Annotated in this window: 26 protein-coding genes and 4 tRNA genes; 8 read left to right on the top strand and 22 right to left on the bottom strand. The window is 77.1% G+C overall.

Going from position 1 to position 26,619, the window contains the following annotated elements:
* Positions 1-32 precede the first annotated feature (32 nt).
* Positions 33-704, bottom strand: coding sequence for an MBL fold metallo-hydrolase (locus tag ACRYMN_RS09775; RefSeq protein ID WP_432494437.1), 672 nt, complete (start codon positions 702-704; stop codon positions 33-35).
* 125 nt (positions 705-829) lie between these two features.
* On the opposite strand from ACRYMN_RS09775, the gene ACRYMN_RS09770 reads away from it, so the two are divergent.
* Positions 830-2,575, top strand: a complete 1,746-nt coding sequence (locus ACRYMN_RS09770; protein WP_432494435.1) for a DUF349 domain-containing protein — start codon at positions 830-832, stop codon at positions 2,573-2,575.
* Between the two features lie 218 nt (positions 2,576-2,793).
* A complete protein-coding gene (locus ACRYMN_RS09765; protein WP_432494433.1) occupies positions 2,794-3,537 on the top strand; it encodes a hypothetical protein in 744 nt (247 codons plus the stop codon).
* On the opposite strand, the gene ACRYMN_RS09760 is transcribed toward ACRYMN_RS09765, so the two are convergent.
* The 7 genes from ACRYMN_RS09760 to ruvA all read right to left on the bottom strand — a co-directional run bounded on the left by ACRYMN_RS09760 (position 3,480) and on the right by ruvA (position 12,334).
* The gene (locus tag ACRYMN_RS09760) at positions 3,480-5,966 is read right to left on the bottom strand and encodes a RelA/SpoT family protein (RefSeq protein WP_432494431.1); all 2,487 of its coding nucleotides are present in this window, start codon (positions 5,964-5,966) and stop codon (positions 3,480-3,482) included. The two genes, ACRYMN_RS09765 and ACRYMN_RS09760, sit on opposite strands and share 58 nt — an antisense overlap.
* Before the next feature lie 123 nt (positions 5,967-6,089).
* Positions 6,090-6,698 (bottom strand): adenine phosphoribosyltransferase, encoded by a 609-nt coding sequence (locus ACRYMN_RS09755; protein ID WP_432494429.1) that lies wholly within the window; start codon positions 6,696-6,698, stop codon positions 6,090-6,092.
* Complete coding sequence (gene secF, locus ACRYMN_RS09750; RefSeq protein ID WP_432494427.1) at positions 6,695-7,744, bottom strand: protein translocase subunit SecF; 1,050 nt, start codon at positions 7,742-7,744, stop codon at positions 6,695-6,697. The genes ACRYMN_RS09755 and secF overlap by 4 nt, the downstream gene beginning before the upstream one ends.
* Positions 7,744-9,813 carry a protein translocase subunit SecD gene (secD, locus tag ACRYMN_RS09745; RefSeq protein ID WP_432494425.1) on the bottom strand — a complete coding sequence of 690 codons (2,070 nt, stop codon included), beginning with the start codon at positions 9,811-9,813 and terminating at the stop codon, positions 7,744-7,746. Before secD ends, secF begins: the two co-directional genes overlap by 1 nt.
* A gap of 198 nt (positions 9,814-10,011) precedes the next feature.
* Positions 10,012-10,395, bottom strand: a complete 384-nt coding sequence (gene yajC, locus ACRYMN_RS09740; protein ID WP_432494423.1) for a preprotein translocase subunit YajC — start codon at positions 10,393-10,395, stop codon at positions 10,012-10,014.
* Positions 10,396-10,614: 219 nt separating this feature from the next.
* Positions 10,615-11,697, bottom strand: a complete 1,083-nt coding sequence (ruvB, locus tag ACRYMN_RS09735; protein WP_432494421.1) for a Holliday junction branch migration DNA helicase RuvB — start codon at positions 11,695-11,697, stop codon at positions 10,615-10,617.
* Between the two features lie 31 nt (positions 11,698-11,728).
* Entirely contained in the window at positions 11,729-12,334 is a 606-nt protein-coding gene (ruvA, locus tag ACRYMN_RS09730) for a Holliday junction branch migration protein RuvA (protein WP_432494419.1), read from the bottom strand.
* A gap of 139 nt (positions 12,335-12,473) precedes the next feature.
* Between ruvA and ACRYMN_RS09725 the strand changes: the two genes are divergently transcribed.
* On the top strand, positions 12,474-13,178 hold the full coding sequence (locus tag ACRYMN_RS09725; RefSeq protein ID WP_432494417.1) for a dienelactone hydrolase family protein: 705 nt from the start codon (positions 12,474-12,476) through the stop codon (positions 13,176-13,178).
* 67 nt (positions 13,179-13,245) lie between these two features.
* Entirely contained in the window at positions 13,246-14,289 is a 1,044-nt protein-coding gene (locus ACRYMN_RS09720; protein ID WP_432494415.1) for a hypothetical protein, read from the top strand.
* Between the two features lie 30 nt (positions 14,290-14,319).
* On the opposite strand, the gene ruvC is transcribed toward ACRYMN_RS09720, so the two are convergent.
* The 14 genes from ruvC to ACRYMN_RS09650 form a co-directional block, all read right to left on the bottom strand.
* Positions 14,320-14,916 carry a crossover junction endodeoxyribonuclease RuvC gene (gene ruvC, locus ACRYMN_RS09715; RefSeq protein ID WP_432494413.1) on the bottom strand — a complete coding sequence of 199 codons (597 nt, stop codon included), beginning with the start codon at positions 14,914-14,916 and terminating at the stop codon, positions 14,320-14,322.
* A 50-nt stretch (positions 14,917-14,966) separates the two neighbouring features.
* Complete coding sequence (locus tag ACRYMN_RS09710) at positions 14,967-15,728, bottom strand: YebC/PmpR family DNA-binding transcriptional regulator (protein ID WP_432494411.1); 762 nt, start codon at positions 15,726-15,728, stop codon at positions 14,967-14,969.
* Between the two features lie 61 nt (positions 15,729-15,789).
* Positions 15,790-16,437, bottom strand: a complete 648-nt coding sequence (pdxT, locus tag ACRYMN_RS09705) for a pyridoxal 5'-phosphate synthase glutaminase subunit PdxT (protein WP_432494409.1) — start codon at positions 16,435-16,437, stop codon at positions 15,790-15,792.
* 24 nt (positions 16,438-16,461) lie between these two features.
* Complete coding sequence (locus ACRYMN_RS09700) at positions 16,462-17,022, bottom strand: NUDIX hydrolase (protein WP_432494501.1); 561 nt, start codon at positions 17,020-17,022, stop codon at positions 16,462-16,464.
* A 4-nt stretch (positions 17,023-17,026) separates the two neighbouring features.
* A complete protein-coding gene (pdxS, locus tag ACRYMN_RS09695; RefSeq protein ID WP_432494499.1) occupies positions 17,027-17,974 on the bottom strand; it encodes a pyridoxal 5'-phosphate synthase lyase subunit PdxS in 948 nt (315 codons plus the stop codon).
* 73 nt (positions 17,975-18,047) lie between these two features.
* Positions 18,048-18,629: a hypothetical protein gene (locus tag ACRYMN_RS09690; protein ID WP_432494407.1), complete on the bottom strand. Its 582-nt coding sequence runs from the start codon at positions 18,627-18,629 to the stop codon at positions 18,048-18,050.
* Positions 18,626-19,771, bottom strand: a complete 1,146-nt coding sequence (locus ACRYMN_RS09685) for a glycosyltransferase family 4 protein (protein WP_432494405.1) — start codon at positions 19,769-19,771, stop codon at positions 18,626-18,628. Before ACRYMN_RS09685 ends, ACRYMN_RS09690 begins: the two co-directional genes overlap by 4 nt.
* Positions 19,768-20,739, bottom strand: a complete 972-nt coding sequence (locus ACRYMN_RS09680; protein WP_432494403.1) for a phosphatidylinositol mannoside acyltransferase — start codon at positions 20,737-20,739, stop codon at positions 19,768-19,770. Before ACRYMN_RS09680 ends, ACRYMN_RS09685 begins: the two co-directional genes overlap by 4 nt.
* Positions 20,736-21,365, bottom strand: a complete 630-nt coding sequence (pgsA, locus tag ACRYMN_RS09675) for a phosphatidylinositol phosphate synthase (protein ID WP_432494401.1) — start codon at positions 21,363-21,365, stop codon at positions 20,736-20,738. Before pgsA ends, ACRYMN_RS09680 begins: the two co-directional genes overlap by 4 nt.
* A 3-nt stretch (positions 21,366-21,368) precedes the next feature.
* Entirely contained in the window at positions 21,369-21,974 is a 606-nt protein-coding gene (locus ACRYMN_RS09670) for an HIT family protein (protein WP_432494399.1), read from the bottom strand.
* Complete coding sequence (gene thrS / locus ACRYMN_RS09665; protein WP_432494397.1) at positions 21,974-23,968, bottom strand: threonine--tRNA ligase; 1,995 nt, start codon at positions 23,966-23,968, stop codon at positions 21,974-21,976. The genes ACRYMN_RS09670 and thrS overlap by 1 nt, the downstream gene beginning before the upstream one ends.
* Positions 23,969-24,029: 61 nt before the next feature.
* Positions 24,030-24,653, bottom strand: a complete 624-nt coding sequence (locus ACRYMN_RS09660) for an MOSC N-terminal beta barrel domain-containing protein (protein WP_432494395.1) — start codon at positions 24,651-24,653, stop codon at positions 24,030-24,032.
* A 23-nt stretch (positions 24,654-24,676) separates the two neighbouring features.
* Positions 24,677-24,748: transfer RNA gene (locus ACRYMN_RS09655), tRNA-Val, on the bottom strand.
* Between the two features lie 111 nt (positions 24,749-24,859).
* Positions 24,860-25,453 (bottom strand): TIGR02611 family protein, encoded by a 594-nt coding sequence (locus ACRYMN_RS09650; RefSeq protein ID WP_432494393.1) that lies wholly within the window; start codon positions 25,451-25,453, stop codon positions 24,860-24,862.
* A 222-nt stretch (positions 25,454-25,675) separates the two neighbouring features.
* Between ACRYMN_RS09650 and ACRYMN_RS09645 the strand changes: the two genes are divergently transcribed.
* From ACRYMN_RS09645 to ACRYMN_RS09630, 4 genes are all read left to right on the top strand, one after another.
* Positions 25,676-26,104 carry an SsgA family sporulation/cell division regulator gene (locus ACRYMN_RS09645; RefSeq protein ID WP_432494391.1) on the top strand — a complete coding sequence of 143 codons (429 nt, stop codon included), beginning with the start codon at positions 25,676-25,678 and terminating at the stop codon, positions 26,102-26,104.
* 204 nt (positions 26,105-26,308) lie between these two features.
* A tRNA-Gly gene (locus ACRYMN_RS09640) sits at positions 26,309-26,381 on the top strand.
* A 30-nt stretch (positions 26,382-26,411) separates the two neighbouring features.
* Positions 26,412-26,482 (top strand) — tRNA-Cys (locus ACRYMN_RS09635).
* 33 nt (positions 26,483-26,515) lie between these two features.
* A tRNA-Val gene (locus ACRYMN_RS09630) sits at positions 26,516-26,587 on the top strand.
* Positions 26,588-26,619: the final 32 nt, after the last annotated feature.

The raw sequence follows: 26,619 nt of genomic DNA, 5'->3' as shown, positions 1-26,619 counted from the left end.
CGGCGCCGGCCGCGCCCCCGCGGCGGCCGACCTCAGGGGAGCTGCTGCAGCCAGGGGTTGGTGGCGCGCTCGCGGCCGACGGTGGTGGCCGGGCCGTGGCCGGGCAGCACGTCGGTGGCGTCGTCCAGCGGCAGCACGCGGGTGGCCAGGGTGCGCGCCATCGCCACCGGGTCCCCGCCGGGCAGGTCGGTGCGGCCGATCGAGCCGGCGAAGAGGACGTCACCGGCCAGCAGCAGGTCGCTCGCACCCGGGCGCGCCACGCTGAAGAGCGCCGAGCCCTCCGTGTGCCCGGGGGCGTGGGCCACGGTGACGTCCAGGCCGGCGACGGCCAGGCGGGCGCCGTCGCCGACGGTCACCACGTCGTCGGGCTCGCGCCAGGCGCCGGCACCGGAGGCCTGCAGCGCCGCGCGCAGCTGCGGCCCCATCCCGGCCAGGGGGTCGCGCAGGCGGTGCGCGTCGTCGGCGTGGATGGTGGCGGCGACGCCGTGCGCGCCGCACACGGGCGTCACCGACCAGGTGTGGTCGAAGTGGCCGTGGGTCAGCAGCACCGCGGCCGGGCGCAGCCGGTGCCGGCGCAGCAGCTCCGCGAGCCGGTCGGCGACGTCGACGCCGGGGTCGACGACGACGCACTGCTCCCCCGCCGCGGGGGCCAGCACGTAGCAGTTGGTGCCCGCGACGGCGGCCACGACGGTCTGCACGAGCACGGCCCGAGCCTAGGGCGCCGCGACGGCGCGGGGCGGGCCGGCCCCGCGCGACGCACAGCGACGCCGCCTCGACGCGAGGTGACCGCCTGGCCCGTCCGGGGGGCGTGGCACCTACACTGCGGCGGGTGAGCGAGCAGCCCCAGGAGCCGGCGTCCACCGCGGACGTTCAGGACACCCCGACCGACACCGCGAGCACGACCCCGCAGGAGCAGCCGCAGGGCGCGCCGGACGCGGCGCAGGAGGGGAGCGCCGACGCGCAGGCGGCCGACGCCGGGCAGGACGGCCCCGCGCAGCAGGCCGCCGAGGCGCCCGCCGCCGAGGACCCCGCGGCCGACGCACCCGTCGAGGACGCACCCACCGGGGACGCACCCGTCGAGGAGCCCGCCGCGCAGGACGCGCCCACCGCCGAGCCCGCCGCCGAGCCCGCGCAGGACGCGCCCGCCGCGGTCGCCGGGGCCCGCGACGCCGCGGACGCCGAGGGCGCCCGCCCCTCCCCCGCCGCGCTGGCCGGCCGGCCGGTGCCGCGCCCCGTGGCGCCGGCCGCTCCGCGGGCGCTGGCGGACGACCCGGCCGCGGAGCCGCCGGTCGTGGAGGTCGCGCACCCCACCCACGTCGACCGCGAGGCCGCCGCGGCCTTCGGGCGCGTGGCCGAGGACGGCACCGTGTGGGTGCGCCGCGCCGACGGCGAGCACGAGGTGGGCCAGTACCCCGACGCCACGCCCGAGGAGGCGCTGGCGTACTTCGTGCGCAAGTACGAGGAGCTCGTGGCGCAGGTCGACCTGTTCGAGCAGCGGCTGCGCAGCACCGAGCTGGCGGGCAAGGACATCGTCAGCGGCGTCAGCGGTCTGCGCACCGCGCTGGCCGAGACGCGGGCCGTGGGCGACCTGGACGGCCTGACCGCGCGCGTGGAAGCGCTGGCCACCGTGGCCGACGAGGCGCGCGCGGCCGCCGACCGGGCGCGCGCGGCCAACCGCGAGCGGCTGCGCGCCGCGCGGGTGGCGCTGGTGGAGGAGGCCGAGGCGATCGCCGGCCAGGACCCGGCCAAGGTGCAGTGGCGCTCCTCCGGCGAGCGCCTGCGCACGCTGTTCGAGGAGTGGAAGGCCGCCCAGCGCGAGGGCCGGCTGGACAAGCGCAGCGAGGACGAGCTGTGGAAGCGCTTCAGCCACGCCCGCAGCGCCTTCGACAAGATGCGCCGGCACCACTTCGCCGCCCTGGGCGAGCAGCGCGCCGGCATCCGCGGCGAGAAGGAGGCCCTCGTGGCCGAGGCGGAGGCGCTGTCGACCTCCACCGACTGGCGCGGCACCACCTCCGCCTACCGCGACCTCATGGACCGCTGGAAGACCGCCGGCCGCCTCGGCCGCAAGGACGACGACGCCCTGTGGGAGCGCTTCCGCGCCGCGCAGGACGTCTTCTTCGCCGCGCGCACCGCGGCGAACGAGCAGGTGGACGAGGAGTTCCGCGGCAACCTGGAGGTCAAGGAGGCCCTGCTCGTCGAGGCGGAGGCGCTGCTGCCGGTCAAGGACGTCAACGCCGCCAAGGCCGCGCTGCGCGGCATCCAGGACCGCTGGGAGGCCGCCGGCAAGGTGCCCCGCGCGGACCTGGGCCGCGTCGAGGGGCGCCTGCGCGCGGTGGAGACCGCCGTGCGCGACGCAGAGCAGGCCCGCTGGGCGCGCTCGAACCCGGAGGCCCAGGCCCGCGCCGGCGGGCTGGCCAGCCAGCTGGAGTCCGCGATCCGCGACCTCGAGGCGGACGTGGAGCGGGCCCGCTCGCGCGGTGACGCGCGGGCGCTGGCGCGCGCCGAGGAGGCGCTGCGCGCGCGCCGGGCGTGGCTGGACGCCGCCCAGGCGGCGCTGCGCGACACCAGGCGCTGAACGGGGCCGCCATGGCCCCGGGGGCCACCGGGGGCTGACGGGCAGCACCGGGCCGGCCGGCGCGCGGGCAGCGCGGTGCCCCGGGCTCCCGCCGTGCCCCGCGCTCCCGCGGTGCCCCGTGCTCCCGCGGTGCCCACAGGGCGCGCCGCGGCAGCGGCCGTCCACAGCGGTGCGCCGGCCGGGCCCACCGCAGCGGGCCGGTGCGCTCGACTGGCCCGGTGCCGCACCGTCCCGAGCCTGCCGCTGCCCTCCCGCCCGACGCGCCCGCGCCCGCCGACGCTGCGGGCGGGGGCGCGAGCGGGTGGCTGCACGAGCTGCTGCACCGCGGGCGCTGCCCGGACCCGTCGGCGCCGTGGCGGCCGGGCCCGGCCCCGGCGGCGCGGGCCGCCGCGGCGCGGCAGGTGCGCGAGGGGCTGCTGCAGCGGGTGGTCGGCGACGTCGTGGTGGCCGCGGGGGTGCCGGTGGACGCCGGGGTGCGCGCCGCCGCCCTGGCGCTGCTGCTGCCGGCCGAGGGCGTCGTGGTCGGCGCCGCGGCGGCGTGGGTGCACGTGGGTGCCCCCCTGCCCCCGCCGCGCGAGGTGCTGCTCGCCCGGCGCAGCGCCGCGCGCCACCAGCCGCGCGGCGGGGTGCGGCTGACCACCTCGCGCGCGCGCCTGGATGCGGCCGACGTGGTGCGCGTGGGGGCGCTGCGCGTGAGCAGCCCGGCGCGCACCCTGCTGGACGTGGCCCGCAGCGAGCCGCGCCGCGCCGCCCGGCTGCGCGAGCTGCTGGGCGCGGCCGGGCTGAGCACCGCCGAGGTGGAGCAGGCCGCGCGCCGCGCCCGCGGGCTGGCGCACGTGCGCGCCGCCCGCCGGGCGCTGGCCGGCGCCGGGCCGGGGCCCGCGGTCGGGGCGGGCCCGGCGCCTCAGACGCGGTACGCGTCGAAGACGCCGTCCACCCGGCGCACGGCGGCGAGCACGTGACCGAGGTGGTTCGGCTCGGCCATCTCGAAGGAGAACTTCGAGACGGCCACGCGGTCGCGGCTGGTGCTGACCGTGGCGGAGAGGATGTTGACGTGGTTGTCCGACAGGACGCGCGTGACGTCCGAGAGCAGCCGGGCGCGGTCGAGCGCCTCCACCTGGATCTGCACCAGGAACAGCCGCGAACCGCCCGAGGGCGAGGAGGACGAGCCCCACTCCACGTCGACGATGCGCTCGGGCTCGCGCCGCAGGCGCGTGACGTTCTCGCAGTCCTGCCGGTGTACGGAGACCCCCTGGCCGCGGGTGACGAACCCGACGATGGCGTCGGTGGGCACCGGGGTGCAGCACTTGGCCAGCTTGACCCACACGTCGTCGTTGCCGTTGACGACGATGCCGGCGTCGGCACCGGCGCGGCTGCTGCCGGGCGCGCCCGGGGTGGTGGCCTCGGCGAGGTCCTCCTCGGCGGCGGCCTCGCCGCCGACGGCCACGACGATCTTCTCCACGACGTGCTGGGCCGAGACGTGCTTCTCGCCCACCGCCGCGTACAGCGCGGAGACGTCCGCCAGGTTCAGCTCGCGCGCCACCGCCAGCAGCGACTCGTGCGACATCAGCCGCTGCAGCGGCAGGTGCTGCTTGCGCATGGCGCGGGCGATCTCGTCCTTGCCGAGGTCGATCGCCTCCTCGCGCCGCTCCTTGGAGAAGAACTGCTTGATCTTGTTGCGGGCGCGGGGGGACTTGACGAACTGCAGCCAGTCGCGGCTGGGCCCGGCGCCGTCGGCCTTGGAGGTGAAGACCTCCACGAGGTCGCCGTTGTCGAGGGTGGAGTCCAGCGGCACCAGGCGGCCGTTGACGCGCGCGCCCATCGTGCGGTGGCCCACCTCGGTGTGCACCGCGTAGGCGAAGTCCACCGGCGTGGAGCCGGCCGGCAGCTCGCGCACGTCGCCCTTGGGGGTGAAGACGAACACCTGCCCGGCGTTGATCTCGAAGCGCAGGTCGTCGAGGAACTCGCTGCTGGGCGACTCGCGCTGCCACTCCAGGACGGACTTCAGCCAGTCCATCTCGTTGTCGCCGCGCGCGCCGCCGGTGGCGTTGGGGTCGTCCTTGTACTTCCAGTGCGCGGCCACGCCGTACTCGGCGCGCCGGTGCATGGTGAAGGTCCGGATCTGGATCTCCACGGGCTTGCCCTCGGGCCCGATGACCGTCGTGTGCAGCGACTGGTACATGTTGAACTTGGGCATCGCGATGTAGTCCTTGAACCGGCCGGGCACCGGGTTCCACCGCGCGTGCAGGGCGCCGAGGACGGCGTAGCAGTCGCGCACCGAGTCCACCAGGACCCGCACGCCCACCAGGTCGTAGATCTCCGCGAAGTCGCGCCCGCGCACGATCATCTTCTGGTAGATCGAGTAGTAGTGCTTGGGCCGGCCGGTGACCGTGGCCCGCACCCGCGCGCTCTTGAGGTCCTCCTCGATCTGGCCGCGCACCCCGGCGAGGTACTCCTCGCGCGCGGGGGCGCGGTCGGCCACCAGGCGCACGATCTCGTCGAAGCGCTTGGGGTACACCGTGGCGAAGGCCAGGTCCTCCAGCTCCCACTTGATGGTGTTCATGCCCAGGCGGTGCGCCAGCGGGGCGTAGATCTCCAGCGTCTCGCGCGCCTTCTTCTCCGCGGAGGCCGCCGGTACGTACCGCCAGGTGCGGGCGTTGTGCAGTCGGTCGGCGAGCTTGATGACCAGGACGCGGATGTCCTTGGCCATCGCCACGATCATCTTGCGGACGGTCTCGGACTGGGCGGCCTCGCCGTAGGTGACCTTGTCCAGCTTGGTGACCCCGTCGACGAGCTGCGCGATCTCGTCGCCGAACTCCCGGCGCAGGTCGGTCAGGGAGTAGTCGGTGTCCTCGACGGTGTCGTGCAGCAGCGCCGCGGCCAGCGTGGAGGGCGTCATGCCCAGCTCGGCGAGGATCGTGGCCACCGCGACGGGGTGCGTGATGTACGGGTCGCCGCTCTTGCGGCGCTGGCCGTCGTGGGCGTGCTCGGCGCGCTCGAAGGCGCGCTCGACGACGCTGAGGTCGGCCTTGGGGTGGGTGGTGCGCACCGTGCGCAGCAGCGGCTCGAGCACCGGGGAGACGCTGGACTGGCGGTGCTGGCCGAAGCGCGCCAGCCGCGAGAGCATCCGGCTGGCCGTCACCGGCCCGGTGTGCGGGCCCTCGACCTGGCGGTTGCGCTCGGTGGTGCGGCGCCGCTCGGGCCCGGCGGTGCGCGCCACGGGCGGGGCCGGGTGCGTGCCGGGGGCCGGGGCGGGGACCACCGAGGTCACCTGGGCCGGCGCGCCGGGGGTGCCGGGGCCCGCGACCCGCTCCGGCGCGGCGGGCTCGGGACCACCGTCGGCGGGGTGCGCCGCCGTCGTTCGCCCCTGGGTGCCCGTGCCGTCCGCCATGGCGCTCCTCCTGTCCGCGGGGCACCAGTCTAGGAGCCCGGGCCGGTGGTTGCGGACCGAACCTCCCTGCGGGGTGCCCTCCGGGTGCCGGCGGGGTGCCGCGGCGGGTGCCGCGGCGGGCGCTCAGCCGGTGCGCAACGCCGTGACGGGCCGCTCGCCCAGCAGGGCGCGACCGCCCAGGGCGCTCAGCTCCAGCAGCACCGCCACGGCGGCCACGTGCGCCCCCGCCTCCTCGAGCAGCTCGCACGCGGCGCGCGCGGTGCCGCCGGTGGCCAGGACGTCGTCGACGACGAGCACGCGCTGCCCGGGGCGCACGAGGTCCCCGCGCAGCTCCACGGCCGCGGTGCCGTACTCCAGCGCGTAGCTGCGGCGCAGCACCGGTGGCGGCAGCTTGCCGGCCTTGCGCACCGGCCAGAACGGCAGGGCGCAGCGCTGGGCCACCGGGGCGGCCAGCACGAAGCCGCGCGCCTCCAGGCCGGCGACCGCCTGCGCCCCGGCGGCGCGGGCCAGGGCGGCCAGCGCGTCGACGACCACGGCGAAGGCGGCCGGGTCGTCCAGCAGCGGGGTGATGTCCTGGAAGAGCACCCCGGGCACCGGGAAGTCCGGCACCGCGCGCAGGTGGGCGCCCACGACGGCACCGGCGTCGGCACCGGTGCCGGCCCGGGTGTCGGCACCGGCACCGGGCGCCGCCGGCCCGCCCGGCGCGGCGGGCCGCTCCTGCGGAGCGCTCACGCCCCGGCGGCGGTGGCGCCGCCCGCGGCCGTGGCGCCGCCCGCGGCCCCGCCGGAGCCCGCACCGGCGGGCACGGGCTCGCCGGCGCTGGCGCGCTCGCGCACCTCGGCCTCCAGGGCGCGCACGCCCGGCTCGCGCGAGCGCAGCGCCACGAGCAGCGGGGTGGCCACGAAGATCGAGGAGTAGGCGCCCACCAGGGTGCCGACGAACAGCGCCAGGCTGATGTCGCGCAGCGTGCCGGCGCCCAGCAGCAGGTCGCCGATGAAGAGGATCGCCGCCACCGGCAGCAGCGCCACGACGGTGGTGTTCACCGAGCGCACCACGGTCTGGTTCACCGCCAGGTTGGCCGCCTGCGCGAACGTGCGGTCGCGGCGGGTGAACGCCTCCGTGGTGTTCTCGCGCACCTTGTCGAAGACGACGACGGTGTCGTACAGCGAGTACCCCAGGATCGTGAGGAACCCGATGACCGTCGCCGGCGTCACCTCGAAGCCGATGAGGGCGTACACCCCGGCGGTGATGGCCAGGTCGTGCACGAGGGCCGCCATCGCCGCCAGCGCCATGGTCCACGTGCGGAAGTACAGCGCCATGACGACCGAGACGAGCACGAAGAAGATCACCAGGGCGGTCAGGGCCTTGTTCGTCACGTCCGCGCCCCAGCTCGGGCCGACCGTGGAGGACGTGACGTTCTCCAGCGGCACGTCCAGCGCGGTGGCGAGCGCCTGGCGGGTCTCGTCGAGCTCGGCGGTGGTGACCGTCTCGATCTGCACCCGCACCCCGTTGGTGCCCACGCGGGTCACCTCGGGGACGGCCCCGGGCACGACGGACTCGACGGCCGCGCGCGCGCCCTCCTGGTCGGTGGAGCCGGTGACGCGGAACTGCGAGCCGCCCTCGAACTCGATGCCGAAGGTCAGGCCCGGGCGCACCAGCAGCAGCGCGGAGACCGCCACGCACACCAGCGCGATGGTGAACCACAGCTTGCGCTTGCCGACGAAGTCGAAGGAGGACTCCCCGGTGTAGAGCCGGTTGCCCAGTGCTGCCATGCCCATCAGGCGTCGCTCCTGTCGTCCGCGCGACCGGCCCCGCCGGCGCGCGACTGCTCACGGTCCCCGGCGCCGACCCCGGCACCGTCCTGCGCGTCACCGGCCTGCACGTCACCGTCCGGCGTGCCGCCGTCCCGGTCCTCAGCCGCAGCCGCCGCGGCGCGCTCGGCGGCGCGGCGCTCGGCGACGGTGGGCCGGCGCGCCCCGCCGTGCAGCGCGTGGCGCGCCACGGCGGAGCCGAGGTGCTCGGGGTCGAAGCCGGAGAGCTTGTGGCCGCCGCCGAAGAACCTCGTGCGCGCCAACAGCGCGACGACCGGGTGGGTGAAGAGGACCACGACCACCACGTCGATGAGGGTGCTGATGCCCAGCGTGTACGCGAAGCCGCGCACGTTGCCCGCCGCGAGGACGAAGAGGACCACGGCCGAGAGCAGCGTGACGGCGTCGGAGATGAGGATGGTGCGCCGCGCGCGGCGCCAGCCGGCCTCCACGGCGGAGGTGAGCACGCGCCCGTCGCGGATCTCGTCGCGCACGCGCTCGAAGTAGATGATGAAGGAGTCGGCGGTGGTGCCGATGGCCACGATGAGCCCGGCGACGCCGGCCAGGCTCAGGCGGAAGCCCTGCAGCCAGCTCAGCAGCAGCAGCACGCCGTAGTTCAGGGCGGCGGCCAGCAGCAGGCTGCCGACCGTGACCAGCGCCAGGCCGCGGTACTGCACGAAGGAGTAGGCGACCACGAGCACGAGGCCGACCAGGCCGGCGATGAGGCCGTTGCGCAGCTGGTCCTCGCCGAGCGTGGCGGAGATCTGGTCCTCCGTCTGCGGCTCGAACGACAGCGGCAGGGCGCCGAACTTCAGCTGCTGGGCCAGCGCGTCGGCGCTCTCCTGCGTGAAGTTGCCGGTGATCTCCGGGTCGGTGGCGATGGTCTGGCTGACGACCGGGGCGGTGACGACCAGGCCGTCGAGCACGGCCGCGAAGCGGTTCTTCGGGTCCTGCAGCTGCGAGATGCGCGCGGTCAGCGCCTCGAAGGCCTCGTCGCCGCTGCCGTCGAAGGACAGCTGCACGGTCCAGCCGCCGGTGGCGTAGCCCTGCGAGTTGCGCGCCTGCGCGGCGGTGGCGTCGGTGAGCTGGGTGCCCTCCAGCTCGGCCGGGCCGAGCACGTACTTCTCGGTGCCGTCCTGGTTGCACGTCACCAGCGGCAGCGCGGGGTCGTCGACGACGCCGCCGGTGCGCTGGGCGGGGTCGGTGCAGTCCAGGGCCTGGAAGACCTCGGCCAGCCCGGGGCTGCTCAGCCACGCGTCGTCGCTGGCGTCGGCCGGCGCCGGGGTGGGCGCCTCGCGCGGCTGGCCCGGGCCCGGCTCGGGAGCGGGGGTGGCCAGGTCCAGCAGCGTCGGCGGGGTCGCCGGCGGGGCGGGCGGGGCGGCCGGCTCCGCCGGCGGCGCGGTGGCGGCGGGGTCCGCGGGCGCGCTGGCGGCGGGGTCGGTGGGCGCGGGAGCGGCCTGCTGCAGCGCGGCCGGCGCCGCGGCGCCGTCGGCGCTCTGCGTCGGCTCGGGCGCGGGGGCGTCGGCCGGCGGCGGGGTGGCGCCCTGCTCGGGCGGCGCGGTGGCCCCCTCGCTCGGCGACGGGCTCGCACCGTCCGTGGGCGCCGGGCTCGCGCCGTCCGCCGGCGGCGTGGCGCCGTCGGTGGGCTCCGGCTCGGCGGTGGGAGCGGGGGCGCCGGGGGGCGCCACCGGCTCGGCGTAGAGCACCACGCGCATGCGCAGCTGCGCCGACTGCGCGATGAGGTCCAGCTGCTCGCGCGATGCCTGCCCGGGGATGGACACGGAGATGTTCTGCCCGCCCTGCACCTGCACCTGCGACTCCGACAGCCCCGTGGCGTCGACGCGCTGGCGGATGATGTTGGCGGCGCGCTGCACCTGCTCGGCGTCGACCTCGCCGCCGTCGACGGCGCGCGGGGTCAGCACCACCTGGGTGCCGCCCTCGAGGTCGAGGGCCAGGCCGGGGGCCCAGCGCGCGGAGCCCCAGATCGAGCCGGCGCCGACGGCGCCGAAGACCAGCGCGGTCAGCAGGACCAGCAGCACCAGGGTGCGGCCGGGGCGGGGTCGGCGGAGGGGTGCGCCTCGGCGCACGCGCGGGGGCCTGTCGTTGGACACTGGGTACCTCGGGACGGCGCTCACCCGACGACGGTCGTCGTCCGGCCAACGCAAGCTTGTCACTCTTCGTGGACGGGTGCTGCCCTCGCCGTCACCACGGAGGGTGCGGGCAGCAGCGGGGAGGCGTCAGGGGCGCTGCGCACCGCCGTTCGCCGGGTCGTCACCCTCGGCCGAGGGCTTGCTCAGGTCCAGGCCGCCGGTCGCGCCGGCGGCCGTGGCGCCGGGCGCCGGCTCCAGCGGCGCCGCGAAGGGCGTCACCACGCGCGCGACGGCCCTGCGCGCCCAGCGGGTGCGCACACCGGGGGCGATCTCCAGGGTGACCACGTCGCCCTCGACCTCCACGACCGTGCCGTAGGTGCCCGAGGTCGTCATGACCTCCGCACCCGGGCCGACGCCGGCCTGCATCTCCAGCTGCGCGCGCTGCTGCTTGCGCGTGCGGCTGAACATGAAGACCAGCAAGGCGATCATCAGCACCAGGAAGATCAGCTGGCTACCGCCGCCACCACCCACGACATCCCTCTCCGCACCGGGGGTCCGACTGCTCACCGGTGCCCGCGCCGACCCGGTGCCGGCGCGGCGGGCCGCTCCCCGGGCGCCCGCCGGGGGGTCCTCGCCCGGCGGGTGCCGGTCGCTCGACCCGCCCGCGCAGTGTAGACGGCTCACCCGGACGGCCCCGGACGCCGACGCGCGGTGCACGCACCACCGCGCGGTGGCGCGCGGCGGCGCGCCTCAGCCCGCGCCGGTGCCCGCCGACCCCTGCCCGCCGACCCCGTCCGCGTCCGCGCCCTCCTCCAGCGGCAGCTGCCAGGCCGCCCCGCGCGGCGGGGTCAGGCCCAGGTGCGCCCACGTCTCCGGCAGGGCCACCCGCCCACGCGGGGTGCGCCCCAGCAGCCCCTCGCGCACCAGGAAGGGCTCGGCGACCGTCTCGACGGTCTCGGCCTCCTCGCCCACCACGACCGCCAGCGTCGACAGGCCCACCGGGCCGCCGCCGAAGCGCCGGCACAGGGCGTCGAGCACCGCGCGGTCCAGGCGGTCCAGGCCGCGCTCGTCGACCTCGTACACCTCCAGCGCCGCCCGGGCGGCGCGGCGGTCGACCAGGCCCGAGCCGCGCACCTGCGCCCAGTCGCGCACCCGGCGCAGCAGCCGGTTGGCGATGCGCGGGGTGCCGCGCGAGCGGCGGCCGATCTCGGCGGCGCCCTCGGCGGTCAGCTGCACGTCCAGCAGCGCCGCGGAGCGGCGCAGCACCTGCACGAGCTCCTCGGGGCTGTAGAAGTCCAGGTAGCCGGTGAAGCCGAAGCGGTCGCGCAGCGGCGCCGGCAGCAGGCCGGCGCGGGTGGTGGCGCCCACGAGCGTGAAGCGCGGCAGCTCCAGCGGGATGGCGGTGGCGCCGGGCCCCTTGCCCACGACGACGTCGACGCGGAAGTCCTCCATCGCCATGTAGAGCATCTCCTCCGCCGGCCGGGCCATGCGGTGGATCTCGTCGAGGAAGAGCACCTCGCCCTCGTCCAGGGAGCTCAACACGGCCGCGAGGTCGCCGGCGTGCTGGATGGCCGGGCCGCTGGACTGGCGCAGCGGCGCACCCATCTCCGAGGCCACGATCATCGCCAGGGTCGTCTTGCCCAGGCCCGGCGGGCCCGAGAAGAGCACGTGGTCGCTGACGCCGCCGCGCGCCTTGGCGGCGTCCAGCACGAGGGAGAGCTGCTCGCGCACCACCTTCTGCCCCACGAACTCGTCCAGCCCGTGCGGGCGCAGCGCCGACTCCGCGGCCCGCTCGCCGTCGTCGGCACCCGCCGTGACGATCCGCTCGCCCACCTCGTCCTCCCTCGGTGTCCTGGTGCCCACCTCAGCGCCCCGACAGGTGGCGCAGCGCCGCCCGCAGCGCGGCGGGCACGTCGCTCACGCCGTCCTCGCCGGGGGCGACGACGTCCACGGCCTCGCCGGCCTGCTTGAGCGGGTAGCCCAGCCCGGCCAGGGCGTCGACGACCTGCTGGCGCCGCGCGTCGCCGGCGTCGACGGGCGCGGGGGCCCCCGGCGCGGGCGCGCCGCCGGGCGGGCCCAGGCGGTCGCCCAGCTCCAGGCACAGGCGCTGGGCGCCCTTCTTGCCGATGCCCGGCACCCGCACGAGCGCGGCGTGGTCCTCGGCGGCCACGGCCGCGCGCAGCCCGTCGGGGCGATGCACCGCCAGCACCGCCAGGGCCAGGCGCGGGCCGACGCCGGAGACGGTCTGCAGCACCTCGAAGACCTCGCGCTCGTCGGCGTCGGCGAAGCCGAAGAGCGTCAGGGAGTCCTCGCGCACCACCAGGCTGGTGGCCAGCTCGCCCTCCTCGCCGACCCGCAGGCCCGCCAGCGTTGCGGGCGCCGCCTGAACGAGCAGGCCCACCCCGCCGACCTCCAGCACCGCGGAGTCCAGCCGCACCGCGAGCACCCGCCCGCGCACCGACGCGATCACACGACCTCCACCCCGGCGCGGGGCCTCCCCCGCGCGAACACGTGTACGAGCCGAGGTTAACGAGCCGGCCCGACAGCGCGGCGCGCCGCGCCGCCCCCCGGGGACGCGCGCACCGGGCGGGCACGGCACGATCGGGGGCGTGAGCCACGAGGAGCACCAGAACCCGCGCCAGAACGTCACCTTCGACTCCGCGACCGAGAGCGGTCACGGCCACGGCTACCTGCGCGTGCCGGAGTCCGGCAGCGGCCCGGGCGTCGTCGTCATCCAGGAGTGGTGGGGCCTGACCGACCACGTCGTCGCCATCGTCGACCGCTTCGCCGCCGAGGGCTTCGTCGCCCTGGCCCCGGACCTGTACGGCGGGCGCACCACCCACGACGGCGAGGAGGCGGCGCGCTTCATGTCCGAGATGCCCGTCGAGCGCGCCGTGCAGGACCTCGCCGGGGCGGTGACGTACCTGCTGCAGCGCCCGGAGACGACCTCCTCGACCGTCGGCGCGGTCGGCTTCTGCATGGGCGGGGCCTTCGTGCTCACGCTGGCCGCCCAGCAGGGCGAGCGCATCGGCGCGGCCGTGCCGTGGTACGGCGTGCCGGGCCCGGACACCGACTACTCCGGCCTGCGCGCGGCGGTGCTGGGCCACTTCGGCGAGGAGGACACCTCCGTGCCGCTGGAGGGCGTGCGCGCCACGGAGCAGCGCATCCGCGAGCAGTCCGGCGTCGAGGCGGGCTTCCAGGTCTACCCGGCCCCGCACGCCTTCTACAACGACGAGCGGCCCAACTACCGGCCCGAGTCCGCCGAGCTGGCCTGGAGCCGCACCACCGCCTTCCTGCGCGAGCACCTGCGCTGAGCCGCGCTGCGCCGGGCCGGGCCACCGCCGGGTGGCCGACGGCCCGGCGCGGTCGCACAGTGGCGCGGTGAGCCGACAGACGCGCCTGAGCCGCCGCCCGATCCCCGCCGCCCTCGCCGGTGCCGTCGCCGGCGCCGCCGGCACCACCGTGCTCAACGCCGTCACGTACGGGGACATGGCCTGGCGGGGCCGGGCCCCCAGCACGGTGCCCGAGCAGACCGTCACCGCGCTGGCCGAGCGCCTGGGCCGCCCGATCGGCGGGCGCGGGGCCGAGCTGGCGCACCGGACCACCGCGCTGGGCGCGCTGTCCGGCTACGCCGTCGGCGTCGGGGTGGGGAAGGTGCTGGGGCTGGGCCGCTCCGCCGGGCTGCGCCTGCCGGCCGGGCTGGGCGGGGTGGTCACCGCGGCGCTGGCGATGGCCGCCACCGACCTGCCCGCCCACGCGCTGGGCGTGACCGACCTGCGCCGCTGGACGAGCGCGGACTGGGTCTCCGACGCCGTGCCGCACCTGGCCTACGGGCTGACCACCCACGCGGCGCTGCGGGCCCTGGACCGGCCCGTCGCGCCGGCGCACCCGGCGGTGCTGGACCTGCCCTCCCTGGGCGGTCGCGCGCCGGGCCGTCCCACCCGTCGCACCCGCCCCGAGCGCCCCTCGCGCGCGCCGGCGGGCCTGGTGCTGCGCAGCGCGCTGCTGGGCGTGGCCGCCGGCGGGCGCAGCACGCTGGGCCTGGCGGGGCCGGTCCTGCTCTCCAGCGGTCCCGGGGCGCTGCGCGGCGGCAGGCCCGCCGCGGCGCTCAGCGCGCTGGCGCTGGCCGGGGAGGTGGTGGCCGACAAGCTGCCCTCGACGCCCAGCCGGCTGGGCACCGGCGCGCTGTCGGGGCGGGTGGCCTCCGGGCTGCTGGGCGGGGCGGCGCTGGCGCGGCGCCAGCACGCCCGCCGGGCGCTGCCGGCGCTGGCCGGGGCGGCCGGGGCGCTGGCCGGCTCCTACGCCGGGGCGTCCTGGCGCGCGTGGGCGGGCCGGCGCGCGCCGGACCTGCGGGGCGCGCTGGCCGAGGACGTCGCGGCCGTGCTGCTCACGCTCGTCGCGACGCTGCCGCGCCGGCGCGGCTGAGGCGCGAGCGGCCCCGGCGGGCCGCTCGCCTCAGCGCGGGCGGCCCACCGGGCGGCGCGCGGCGGCCACGGCCTCGGCGTAGCCGTTGCGCCGGCCGGTGACCAGGGCCGCGTGGGCGGCGGCCTCCAGCCGCGTGGTGCCCGCCCCGCGCCACAGGTGGCACAGCGCCAGCGCCAGCGCGTCGGCGGCGTCGGCCGGCTTCGGCGGCGCGTCCAGGCCGAGGATGCGGGTGACCATGGCGGTGACCTGCTCCTTGTCGGCGCGCCCGGAGCCGGTCACGGCGGCCTTGACCTCGCTGGGGGTGTGCATCGCCACCGGCAGCCCGCGCCGGGCGGCCGCCACGAGCACCAGGCCCGCCGCCTGGGCGGTGCCCATCACCGAGCGCACGTTGGCCTGGGCGAAGACGCGCTCGACGGCCACCACGTCGGGGGCGTGCTCGTCGAGCCAGGCCTCCAGCCCCTCGGCCACCGCCAGCAGCCGCTGCGGCACCGGGTCGGCGGCCGGGGTGCGCACCACGCCGACGGCGACCATGCGCACCCGCCGGCCGGCCGCGGCGGGCGCGCCGGTGCTCTCGACCACCCCCAGGCCGCAGCGGGTCAGGCCGGGGTCGACTGCCAGGACGCGCACGGCCCCAGCCTCGCACGCGGCGGGACCGGGGCCGTGCGGACGGGCCGGGCTCAGGCGTCCTCGAGGGCCGCCATCACGTCGTCGGAGACGTCGTAGTTGGCGAAGACGTTCTGCACGTCGTCGCAGTCGTCGAGGGCGTCGATCAGCCGGAACACCTTCGCGGCGCCCTCGGCGTCCAGCGGCACCTGCACGCTGGGCACGAAGCTGGCCTCGGCGGAGTCGTAGTCGATGCCCGCGGCCTGCAGCGCCTCGCGCACGGCGACGAGGTCGGTGGCCTCGCAGACGACCTCGAAGGTGTCGCCCTGGTCGGTGACCTCCTCCGCGCCGGCCTCGAGGACGGCGGTGAGCACGTCGTCCTCGGTCAGCGAGGTGCCCTCCTTGCCGATGACGACGACGCCCTTGCGGCTGAACATGTACGCCACGCTGCCCGGGTCGGCCATGGAGCCGCCGTTGCGCGTCATGGCCGTGCGGACCTCCATGGCCGCGCGGTTCTTGTTGTCGGTGAGGCACTCGACGAGCATCGCCACGCCGTTGGGGCCGTAGCCCTCGTACGTGATGGTCTGCCAGTCGGCCCCGCCGGCCTCCGCGCCCGAGCCGCGCTTGACGGCGCGCTCGATGTTGTCGGCCGGCACCGAGGTCTTCTTCGCCTTCTGGATGGCGTCGTAGAGCGTGGGGTTGCCGGCCGGGTCGCCGCCGCCGGTGCGGGCGGCCACCTCGATGTTCTTGATCAGCCGAGCGAAGCTCTTGGCGCGCTTGGCGTCGACGACGGCCTTCTTGTGCTTGGTCGTCGCCCACTTGGAGTGGCCGGACATGGTGTTCCCTCCGCCGTTCGCTCGCTGCCTCGTCAACCGTCCCGTGGGCCGCCGGGGGACCTCAGACCCGCCGCTCCTCGTGCTCCCGCCCGCGGAGCCGCTGGCGCACGAGCTCCACGAAGTAGCGGTGCACCCGGTCGTCCCCGGTGATCTCCGGGTGGAACGACGTCGCCAGCAGGTCGCCGGAACGCACGGCGACGATCCTACCCGCGGCCGGGCCCGAGCCCACCCGGGCGAGCACGCGCACGTCCTCGCCGGCCTCCTCCACCCACGGGGCGCGGATGAAGACCGCCCGCACGCGGGCGCCGTCGCCGGTGACGCCCTCGACGGGCAGGTCCTCCTCCCAGCTGACCACCTGCCGGCCGAAGGCGTTGCGGCGCACCGTGATGTCCAGGCCGCCCAGCGTGCGCTGGTCGGGGGCGCCGTCGAGGACGCGGTCGGCCAGCAGGATCATGCCCGCGCACGAGCCGTAGACCGGCAGGCCCTGCGCGATGCGCTCGCGCAGCGGCTCGCGCAGCTCGAAGGTGCGCAGCAGGCGGTCGATGGTGGTGGACTCCCCGCCGGGCAGCACCAGGCCGTCGACGTCGTCCAGCTCGCGCTCGCGGCGCACCGGCACCGCGCGCGCCCCGCCGGAGGTCAGGGCGGCCAGGTGCTCGCGCACGTCGCCCTGCAGGGCCAGCACGCCGACGGTGGGGGTCTCGCTGCTCACCCGGGGAGGGTAGGCGCCGGCGCGTCAGCCGATCGCGCGGGGCCCGCCGGCGGGCGGCCCGGCCGGCGGGTCCGCCAGCAGCTCGGCCAGCAGCTCGGCCAGGCCCGCGGGGTAGACGGTGTCCACGGTGGTGCGCAGCTCCTGCACCGACCACCAGCGCACGTCCGTGATCGTGGCGACCTCCAGGGCCGTCCAGCCCGCCCGCGACAGCTCGGCGCCGGCGCCCAGGCGCAGCACGAAGAACTCCTCGTGCTGGCGGCACGGCTGCCCCAGGTAGGGGAAGTCGGCGGTGCGCTCCCACACCGGCCCGGCGAGCTCGCCCGGCGCGACGAGCAGGCCGGTCTCCTCGCGCAGCTCGCGCGCGGCGGCCTCGCGGGCCGGCTCCCCCGGCGCGCGCCCGCCGCCGACGGTGAACCACCACGAGGCACCGGGCGCGGTGGGGTCGGTGCCGCGCACGAGCAGCACCCGGCCCGCGCCGTCGAGGACGACGACGCGGGCGGCGCTGCGGGTGCGGGTGCCGTCGGGCGCCGTGGCCCACTCCGGGCCGAGCGGGTCCGCGGCCCCCGCCGCGCCCGGGGTGCTCAGCGGGTCACCAGCCGCGCTGGGCCAGGCGGTGCGGCTCCGGGATGGCCTCGACGTTCAGGCCCACCATGGCCTCGCCCAGGCCGCGGGAGACCTTGGCGACCATGTCGGGGTCGTCGTGGAACGTGGTGGCCTTCACGATCGCCTCGGCGCGGCGGGCCGGGTCGCCGGACTTGAAGATGCCCGAGCCGACGAAGACGCCGTCGGCGCCCAGCTGCATCATCATCGCCGCGTCGGCGGGGGTGGCGATGCCGCCGGCGGTGAAGAGCACCACGGGCAGCGCGCCGCGCTCGGCGACCTCGCGCACCAGCTCGTAGGGCGCGGCCATCTCCTTGGCGGCGACGTAGAGCTCGTCGGGGGCCATGGAGCGCAGCCGGTTGATCTCGGCGCGGATGGTGCGCATGTGCGTCACGGCGTTGGAGACGTCGCCCGTGCCGGCCTCGCCCTTGGAGCGGATCATGGCCGCGCCCTCGGTGATGCGGCGCAGCGCCTCGCCGAGGTTCGTGGCCCCGCACACGAACGGCACGGTGAAGGCGTGCTTGTCGATGTGGTGGGCGTAGTCGGCCGGGGTGAGGACCTCGGACTCGTCGACGTAGTCCACGCCCAGCGACTGCAGCACCCGCGCCTCGACGAAGTGGCCGATGCGCGCCTTGGCCATGACGGGGATCGAGACGGCCTCGATGATCGACTCGATCATGTCGGGGTCGCTCATGCGCGAGACGCCGCCCTCGGCGCGGATGTCGGCGGGCACGCGCTCGAGCGCCATGACGGCCACGGCGCCGGCGTCGGCGGCGATGCGCGCCTGCTCGGCGGTGACCACGTCCATGATCACGCCGCCCTTGAGCATCTCGGCCATGCCGCGCTTGACGCGGTCGGTGCCGACGGCCGGACCGGTGCCGGCGACGCCCTCCGCCTGCGGCGTGCTGTGCCCTGCGCTGGGGGTGGTCTGCTCGATGCTCACGGTCGTCGCGCCTCGCGCCTCTTCGGGTCGGGTGTGCCCGGGGACCCCCGGGGATGCCGGGTCCATCCTACGAGGCGGGACGGACGCCCCCGCCCGGCGTCCCGTCGTCGGTGCCGTCCTCGAAGTCGGCCGTCTCGGGCAGCCGGGCGTGCCCGGCCAGGCGCGCCCAGCGCACGCGGCGCCGGACCCGCAGCCGGCGCGCCTGCACGACGGCGTCGTTGTGGAAGCGGCGCGCCAGCCCGACGCGGCGGGCGGTGTCGCGCACCCGCGCCACGCCCGGGTCGCCGTCCGCGCCGCCCGCCGGCCCGGGCAGCGCGGCGGCCAGGGCGCGGGTCAGGTCGCTCTCGGCGCGCCAGCGCGCGGAGTCGTCGGCGTCGGTGGCGTCGCGCAGCGCCGCCGGGGTGCGCGGGGCGTCCAGGGCGGCGGTGGCCGCGTCGGCCAGCACGAGCGAGGCCGCCGGGTCCAGGCGTCCGGAGGTGGCCAGCTCCAGCGCCGCGGAGGCGCGGCGGGTCAGCTCCGCCTCGAGCGCCGCGCGGCTGGTCTCCACCCGCCGGTGCAGGCGGTCCAGGCGCTGGGCCGTGCCGGAGAGGTACCAGGCCAGCAGGCACAGGGCCAGCAGCGCCGTCAGCGCCCACGCCAGCGCCGTCACCGCGGCGGGCGCCGCTGCTCGCCCGGGCGGTGCGCCTCCTCCCCCGCGCGCACGGTCTCGTAGACGGCGAGGACGTCGGCGGCCACCACGGACCAGTCGTAGCGCTGCGCCGCGCGGCGCCCGGCGCGCGCCAGGCGCTCGCGCGCGGCCGGGTCGCGCAGCAGCGCCACGACGGCGCCGGCCGCCGCGGCCGCGTCGCCGGTGGGGAACAGCCGCCCGTGGGCGCCGTCGTCCAGGACGCGGCGGAAGGCGCCCAGGTCGCTGGCGACGACCGCGGCGCCGGCGGCCATGGCCTCCACCAGCACGATGCCGAAGCTCTCCCCGCCGGTGTGCGGGGCGAGGTAGACGTCGGCCGAGGCCAGCAGCGAGCGCTTGTCGTCGTCGTCGACGGCGCCGAGGAACTCCACCGCACCGGGGTCCGGCAGCGCGGCGCGGGCCGCCTCGACGTCGCCGCGGCCGGCGACGAGGAAGCGCGCGCCCGGCAGCGCCGCGCGCACCAGGGGCACCGCCTCGCACAGCACCCCCAGGCCCTTGCGGGGCTCGTCGAGGCGGCCGACGAACGCCACGACGGGGCGCTCGGGGGTGCCGGACCACTCGGCGCGGCGCGCGGCGCGGGCGAAGCGCTCGGTGAAGACGCCGTTGGGCACCACCACGGCGTCGCCGCCGACGTGCTCGACGACGGTGCGCCGCGCGTCCTCGCTGACGGCGATGCTCGCGGCGATCTTCTCCAGGCTCGGGCGCAGCAGCGGGGAGGCGGCCTGCATCGCCCGCGAGCGCAGGTTGGCGCTGTGGAAGGTGGCCACCACGGGGCGCTGGGCGGCCCACAGCGCCAGCAGCGAGGTGCTCGGCGAGAGCGGCTCGTGCACGTGCAGGACGTCGAAGCCGCCCTCGGCCAGCCAGCGGCGCACCCGCGCGGCCGTCAGCGGGCCGAAGGACAGCCGCGCCACGGAGCCGTTGTAGGGCACGGCGACCACCCCGCCGGCGGCGTCGGCGAACGGCGGCAGGGTGGCCGGGTCGTCGGCGGGGGCCAGCACCCGCACGGAGTGGCCCAGGCCCAGCAGGTGCTCGGCGAGGTCGCGCACGTGGAACTGCACGCCGCCGGGCACGTCGAAGGAGTACGGGCACACCAGGCCGACCCTCACGCCCCGGCCCCCCCGGCGGCGGGGTCCGCGCCCGTGCCCGCGCCCTCGCCCGCGCTCGCCTCCGCGAGCGGCTGGAGCACGTGCCAGTCCTGCGGGTGGGCGCGCACCGCGGCGGACAGGGCGTCGGCGCACTGCTGCGTCATGGCGGCCACCGCGGCGGCGCGCTGCTCGCGCGCGCCCAGCGCCGGGTCGGCGGGCGGGGGGTGCACCTGCGCGCCGACCTCCACCACGAGCGTGCGCGGGCGCCGGGCCGGGCCGTCGTACCAGCACGCCAGCGGGAACAGCGGCGCCCCGGAGAGCAGGGACAGCAGCGCGGGCCCGGCGGCCACGCGCACCCGCCGGCCCAGGAGGTCCACCGGCACGCCGCTGCCGGACAGGTCGCGGTCGGCCAGCAGCGGCACGAAGGCGCCGTCGCGGGCGCGGCGCACCAGGGCCGGGAAGGTCGCGGGGTCGCCCAGGGGCAGCACCTCGGTGCCCAGGCGGCGGCGCAGGGCGACGAAGTCGTCGAAGAGCGCCTCGGGGCGCAGCCGCTCGGCCACGGTGACCACGGGGGCCAGCTCCACGGCGGACCACGCCGCGGCGTGGTCCCAGTTGCCCAGGTGCCCCAGGAAGCCCACCGCCCCGCGCCCGGAGCGCAGCACCTCGCGCAGCGGCTGCGCGCCCACCTCCCGCACGCTGCCCACGGTGCGCTGGCGCGACCAGCCGGGCAGCCGCAGCAGGTCGCACCAGTAGCGGGCGTAGGAGCGCAGGCCCTCGCGGACCAGGGCGTCGAGCTCCTGCGGCGGCGCACCGGGGCGGGCCAGGCGCAGGTTGGCGCGCAGCTGCTCCACGCGCGGGCCGCCGCGGGCGTGGACGCGGTCGGCGGCGCGCTCGGCCAGGGCCAGGGCCAGCGGCTCGGGCACGGCCGGGGCGAGGTGGCGGCCCAGCCGCAGGGCGCCGGTGGTCAGCCGCTCGCGCGGGCCGCTCACGCGCCCGGAGCGCTGGTGGCGCCGGCCAGCGCCTGGCGGCGCACGGTGGCCATGCGCTGCACGACGGTGACCAGGCTGGCGACGGCCAGCAGCGCCAGCACGACCGTCAGGACGGCCACCGGCGCCCCGAGCCCGACGAGGAAGGCGCCGACCAGGGCGGCCACCAGGCGGTCGGAGCGCTCGGCCAGGCCCACGTCCGCGGTGAAGCCCAGGCCCTCGGCGCGGGCCTTGGCGTAGGGCACGACGCTGCCCAGCACCAGGCACAGCAGGGCCAGCGCGGCGGTGAGCGGGGAGTCGCCGCCGCGGGCGGCCCACACCACGAGCCCGCCGAAGACCGCGCCGTCGCCGAAGCGGTCCATGGTGGAGTCCAGGTAGGCGCCCCAGCGCCCGGAGCGGCCCAGGGTGCGGGCCATGATCCCGTCGACGGTGTCGGAGAGCACGAAGAAGGCCACCGCCAGCGAGCCCCACAGCAGGTGGCCCGTCGGGAAGAGCGTCAGGGCGCTGACGACGACGCCGGCGGTGCCGGCGACGGTCACCGCGTCCGGGCCGACGCCCAGGCGCAGCAGCAGGCGCGCCGGGGGCGTGAAGACCCTCGCGGACAGGGCGCGCGCGTTGCGGCCGAGCACGGCTCAGCCCCCCGCGCCGGCCGGGCCGGCCGGGTCGGACGGGTCGGTGCTCGTCCACGCCGCGGCCAGGCGGCGGCGGGTGTCCTCCAGCAGCTCCGGCAACGCCTTGGTGCGCGCGACCACCGGCAGGAAGTTGGAGTCGCCGGCCCAGCGGGGCACCACGTGCTGGTGCAGGTGGGCGGCGATGCCGGCGCCGGCGACGTCGCCCTGGTTCATGCCGATGTTGAACCCGGCGGGGCCGGAGGCGGCGCGCAGGGTGAGCACCGCGGCCCGGGTCAGGGCGGTGAACTCCACGAGCTCCGCGGCGTCGAGGTCGACGTAGGAGGAGACGTGGCGGTAGGGGCACACCAGCAGGTGGCCGGGGTTGTACGGGAAGAGGTTCATCACGACGAACACGCGCTCGCCGCGGTGCACCACCAGACCGTCCTCGTCGGTGCGCCCCGGCGCCCGGCAGAAGGGGCACTGCCCGGCGTCGTGCGGGTCGACGGGCTTGTGCTCGCCCTTGACGTACGCCATGCGGTGCGGGGTCCACAGCCGCTCGAAGCCGTCGGGGTCGCCCGGGAAGGCGGCCGACGGCTCGGCGGCGACGGGCTCGTCCACGCCGGCCATCAGACCTGCACGCGCCGCTCGACCGCGTCGACGACCTTCGCCACCGCGTCGGCGACGGGCACGCCGTTCTCCTGGCTGCCGTCGCGGTAGCGGAAGGAGACCGCCCCGGCCTCGACGTCCTCGGCGCCGGCGATGAGCAGGAAGGGCACCTTCTGCTTGGTCCAGGTGCGGATCTTCTTGGGCATGCGGTCGTCGGAGGCGTCGACCTCCACCCGCACGCCGCGCGAGCGCAGCTGCGCGGCCACCTCGCGCAGGTGGTCCACGTGGGCGTCGGCGACGGGGACGCCGACGACCTGCACGGGGGCCAGCCAGGGCGGGAACGCGCCGGCGTAGTGCTCGGTGAGCACGCCGAAGAAGCGCTCCAGGGAGCCGAACTTCGCCGAGTGGATCATCACGGGCTGCTGCTTGGAGCCGTCGGCGGCGGTGTACTCCAGGCCGAAGCGCGCGGGCTGGTTGAAGTCGTACTGGATGGTCGACATCTGCCACGTGCGGCCGATGGCGTCCTTGGCCTGCACGGAGATCTTCGGGCCGTAGAACGCGGCGCCGCCGGGGTCGGCGACCAGCTCCAGACCCGTCTCGCGGGCGGCGGTCTCCAGGACCGCGGTGGCCTTCTCCCACTCCTCGTCGGATCCGATGAACTTCTCCGAGTCCCCGCGGGTCGACAGCTCCAAGTAGTAGTCGTCCAGGCCGAAGTCGCGCAGCAGCCCGAGGACGAAGTCGAGCAGGTGTTTGATCTCGCCGGGGGCCTGCTCGGGGGTGACGTAGCTGTGCGAGTCGTCCTGGGTCAGCCCGCGCACGCGGGTCAGCCCGTGCACCACGCCGCTCTTCTCGTAGCGGTAGACCGACCCGAACTCGAAGAACCGCAGCGGCAGCTCGCGGTAGGACCGCCCCCGCGAGCGGAAGATCAGGTTGTGCATGGGGCAGTTCATGGCCTTGAGGTAGTACTTGCTGTTCTCCAGCTCCATCGCCGGGAACATCGTGTCCTCGTAGTAGGGCAGGTGCCCGGAGGTCTCGAACAGCCCGCCCTTGGCGATGTGCGGGGTGCCGACGTAGTCGAAGCCCTCCTCCACGTGGCGCCGGCGCACGTAGTCCTCCATGACCCGCTTGACCACCCCGCCCTTGGGGTGGAAGACGACCAGGCCGGAGCCGATCTCGTCGGGGAAGGAGAAGAGGTCCAGCTCGGCGCCAAGGCGGCGGTGGTCGCGCCGCTCGGCCTCGGCCAGGCGCTCCTGGTAGGCCTTGAGGTCCTCCTTCGAGGCCCACGCGGTGCCGTAGACGCGCTGCAGCTGCGGGTTCTTCTCGCTGCCGCGCCAGTACGCCGCCGCCGAGCGCAGCAGGCTGAAGCCGTTGCCGACCAGGCGGGTGCTGGGCAGGTGCGGCCCGCGGCACAGGTCCTTCCACGCCACGGTGCCGTCGCGGCGCACGTTGTCGTAGATCGTCAGCTCGCCGGCGCCCACCTCCACGCCGGCGCCCTCGGCGGCGTCGGAGGCGTCGCCGGCGCTGGACTTCAGCCCGATCAGCTCCAGCTTGTACGGCTCGCCGGCCAGCTCCTCGCGGGCCTCGTCGTCGGTGACGACGCGGCGCACGAAGCGCTGGCCCTCCTTGACGATGCGCTGCACGCTCTTCTCGAGGGTCTTGAGGTCCTCGGGGGTGAAGGGGCGCTCGACGTCGAAGTCGTAGTAGAAGCCGTCGCGGATCGGCGGGCCGATGCCCAGCCTGGCGTCGGGGAAGTGCTGCTGCACGGCCTGGGCCACCACGTGGGCGGCGGAGTGGCGCAGCACGGCCAGGCCGTCCTCGGAGGAGATCAGCACGCCCTCGACCTCGTCGCCGTCGGCCAGCGGGTGCGCCAGGTCGCGCAGCTCGCCGTTGACGCGGGCGACGACGACGTCGCGCTCCTCGGCGAACAGCTCGGCGGCCGTGGTCCCCGGCGCCACCTGCACCGTCGTCGCGGGCGCCCCGGCGCCGGAACGGGTGACGGTGAGCTGGGCGGACACTGCGTGCCTCCGGGAGGGGTGGGTCGGGCGGGGCGCGGGGGGGGGTCCCGCGCCCGCGACTCTAGCCGGGCGAGCCGGGCGCACCGCCCGGGCGCGCCCGCAGGCGCGCCGCGTCGCCGGTGCGCACCGCCCCGGCGCGCAGCACCTCGGCGAAGGAGCCGGCGCAGTGCCGCGGGGGGCGGCCCAGCCGCAGCAGCACCCCACCGACCTCCAGCACCGCGCCCTCGGGCAGGGCCGCGGGCGGGTGGGCCCCGGCGGCCGGGGCCAGCACGAGGTTGGCGCGCGAGGCGTCCCCGGCGCCGGGCTCGTCGCGCTCGAGGGTGGTCACCACGTGCACGGCGGCCACCTGCCGGGCTCCCCCGGGGGCCGCGCGCAGCTCCAGCGGCGCGTCCAGGCCCAGGTGGCGGGCGACCGCCGCCAGGTCCCCGGGCTCGGCGCCGGGTGCGCGCACCAGCGGGGCGCCGGCGCTGCCGGACAGCTCCAGCTCGCGCAGGCGCGGAGCGGTCTTCGCGGTCAGCGCCTCGCCGCCGACGGGCGCCAGGACGAAGCCGCGGTCGCCGGCCAGGCCCTGCGGGCCGACGTCGACGCGCGCCGGGCGCAGGCCGGCGACGGACTTGACGGGGAAGAGCGCGAGCTCGGAGACGACGAGAGCCCCGGGGTCGTGGACGACCTCGAGGCTCTGCACGCTGCGCTCCCGGTGGGACTGGGTGGGCGATACTGGGATCGAACCAGTGACCCCCTCGGTGTGAACGAGGTGCTCTCCCGCTGAGCTAATCGCCCCGGTGCGACCGCTGACCGCGACCGGTGGGAGAACCATAGCGCGTCCGCGAGGGGGCTCGCGACCACCCCCGACCGCGCGCCCGGCGCGCACCGGTGCGGTCGCCGGCGCGCTCAGAGGCCGGGCAGGCGGGTCAGCTGGGCGGTGACGACCTCCGGGCTCCAGGCGGGCACGCCCTGCCAGGCCAGGTAGCCCCACGCCAGGGCCCCGACGGCCGCGGCGGTGCCGCTGCCCAGGGCCACGCGGGTGCGCCAGGAGCGGCGCGCCAGCCACGTGCTCCAGCGGTGCACCTGGCGGCGGGCGAAGCGGTGCAGCCGGCGGGCGGTGGCGAACTCCGTGCCGAGCACGGCCAGGCCCAGGAAGACCACGAGCCAGCCGGGGCCGGGCAGCGGCACCAGGGCCAGCCCGAGCAGGACGACGCCCGTGCCGACGACCCCGACGGCCGTGCGGTAGGCGCGGTCGGCGTGGGCGTCGGCGCGCAGGCGCTCGCGCCGCGCGCGCAGCGCCGCCCGCAGGCGCTCGACGCGGTGGCGGCGGGGGGCGGGCACGGCGGCGGCGGGGGCCGGCACGCCCGGTCCCGGCGGCGGGTCGGGCAGGCCGGCCGGGCGCGGGGGGTCCGAGGGCCGCGCCGGGGCGCTCCCGCCGCTCGCGGGTGCCCGGCCGCCCGTCCCGCCGCGGCCGTCCTGGCTGCTCGCCGTCACGCGCACCCGTCCCTCCTCCCGCGACCCCGCCCCCGGGGGCCGCTCCGGGTGCAACGCGCGAGGGGCCCGCAACGCTCCCGGGCCCGCGCGGGGGCGCCCGCGGGAACCCGATCGCGACTCGCCGCGTCGCAGTTGCACCGATCGGGTGTTTCAAGCCCGCGGATGGTGGGAAACTGTCGAGCACGGTCGCTGGAGCCCGTCAGCGGCCATGAGCACACGGAGGTCGACGTGCCTGCACTGCCGCACCGCAAGACCGAGGTCGACGTCGACGTGTCGCTGCGCCTACGCACCACCAACGGCCCGGGACTGCCGGTCCCCGCCAGCCTGCACTACGGGGCTGACGACCCGTTCGCCATCCACGCGGTCTTCCGCGGCGGGGACGCGGACGTGGAGTGGGTCTTCGCCCGCGACCTGCTGAGGGAGGGGCTGACCGCACCCGCCGGCGACGGCGACGTGCAGGTGCGGCCGTGCCCCGACTCCCCCGACGGTCGTCCCCGGGTCCTGCTGCGCCTGTCCTCCCCGGACGGCAACGCGGAGCTCGAGGCGGACGAGGCGGACGTCCGGCGCTTCCTGCGCCGGGCCGACGCCCTCGTGCCGCCGGGGCGGGAGGCGCGTCACCTCGACCTGGACGACCTGATCGCCCGGTTGACCGCCTGACCAGCAGCGACAGCACGACGCTCGCACGAGGCCCGCACCCGGCACCGACGCCGGGGGCGGGCCTCGTCGCGTCGCGGCGGCGCGGACGGCAGGGGAACGGCGGGTGAACGGCCCGGCGGGGGCGGTTGGACTCCACCCGCAGCCGTCGGCTAGTGTCTACGACGTCACGGGGAACCGGCCGGCAGGCCGGGGAACCGAGGACGTGCGGACGTAGCGCAGTTGGTAGCGCATCACCTTGCCAAGGTGAGGGTCGCGGGTTCGAGTCCCGTCGTCCGCTCGGAGGCCGGCTCACAGGCGCGAGCCTCGCGGTGGAGTGGCCGAGAGGTTAGGCAGCGGCCTGCAAAGCCGTCCACACGGGTTCGAATCCCGTCTCCACCTCACAGCCCACCGGGTAGCTCCCGGTGCGCACGAGGGCGATTGGCGCAGCGGTAGCGCGCTTCCCTGACACGGAAGAGGTCACTGGTTCGATCCCAGTATCGCCCACTCGGTAACACCGCAGGTCACGGGCCCGGTCC

This window comes from Kineococcus gypseus, assembly GCF_050871305.1.
GTDB classification, from domain to species: Bacteria; Actinomycetota; Actinomycetes; order Actinomycetales; family Kineococcaceae; genus Kineococcus; species Kineococcus gypseus.
Note: the sequence above shows the minus strand (reverse complement) of the source record. Positions and strands in the feature narration are given on the sequence as shown.

Bases quoted from the DNA above. Each gene is read 5' to 3' on its own strand.
- ACRYMN_RS09670 (WP_432494399.1), bottom strand. From the start codon at position 21,974: ATGGCCGGCGTGGACGAGCCCGTCGCCGCCGAGCCGTCGGCCGCCTTC.
- ACRYMN_RS09710 (WP_432494411.1), bottom strand. From the start codon at position 15,728: ATGTCCGGCCACTCCAAGTGGGCGACGACCAAGCACAAGAAGGCCGTC.
- secF (WP_432494427.1), bottom strand. From the start codon at position 7,744: ATGGGCATGGCAGCACTGGGCAACCGGCTCTACACCGGGGAGTCCTCC.
- ACRYMN_RS09760 (WP_432494431.1), bottom strand. From the start codon at position 5,966: ATGGCGGACGGCACGGGCACCCAGGGGCGAACGACGGCGGCGCACCCC.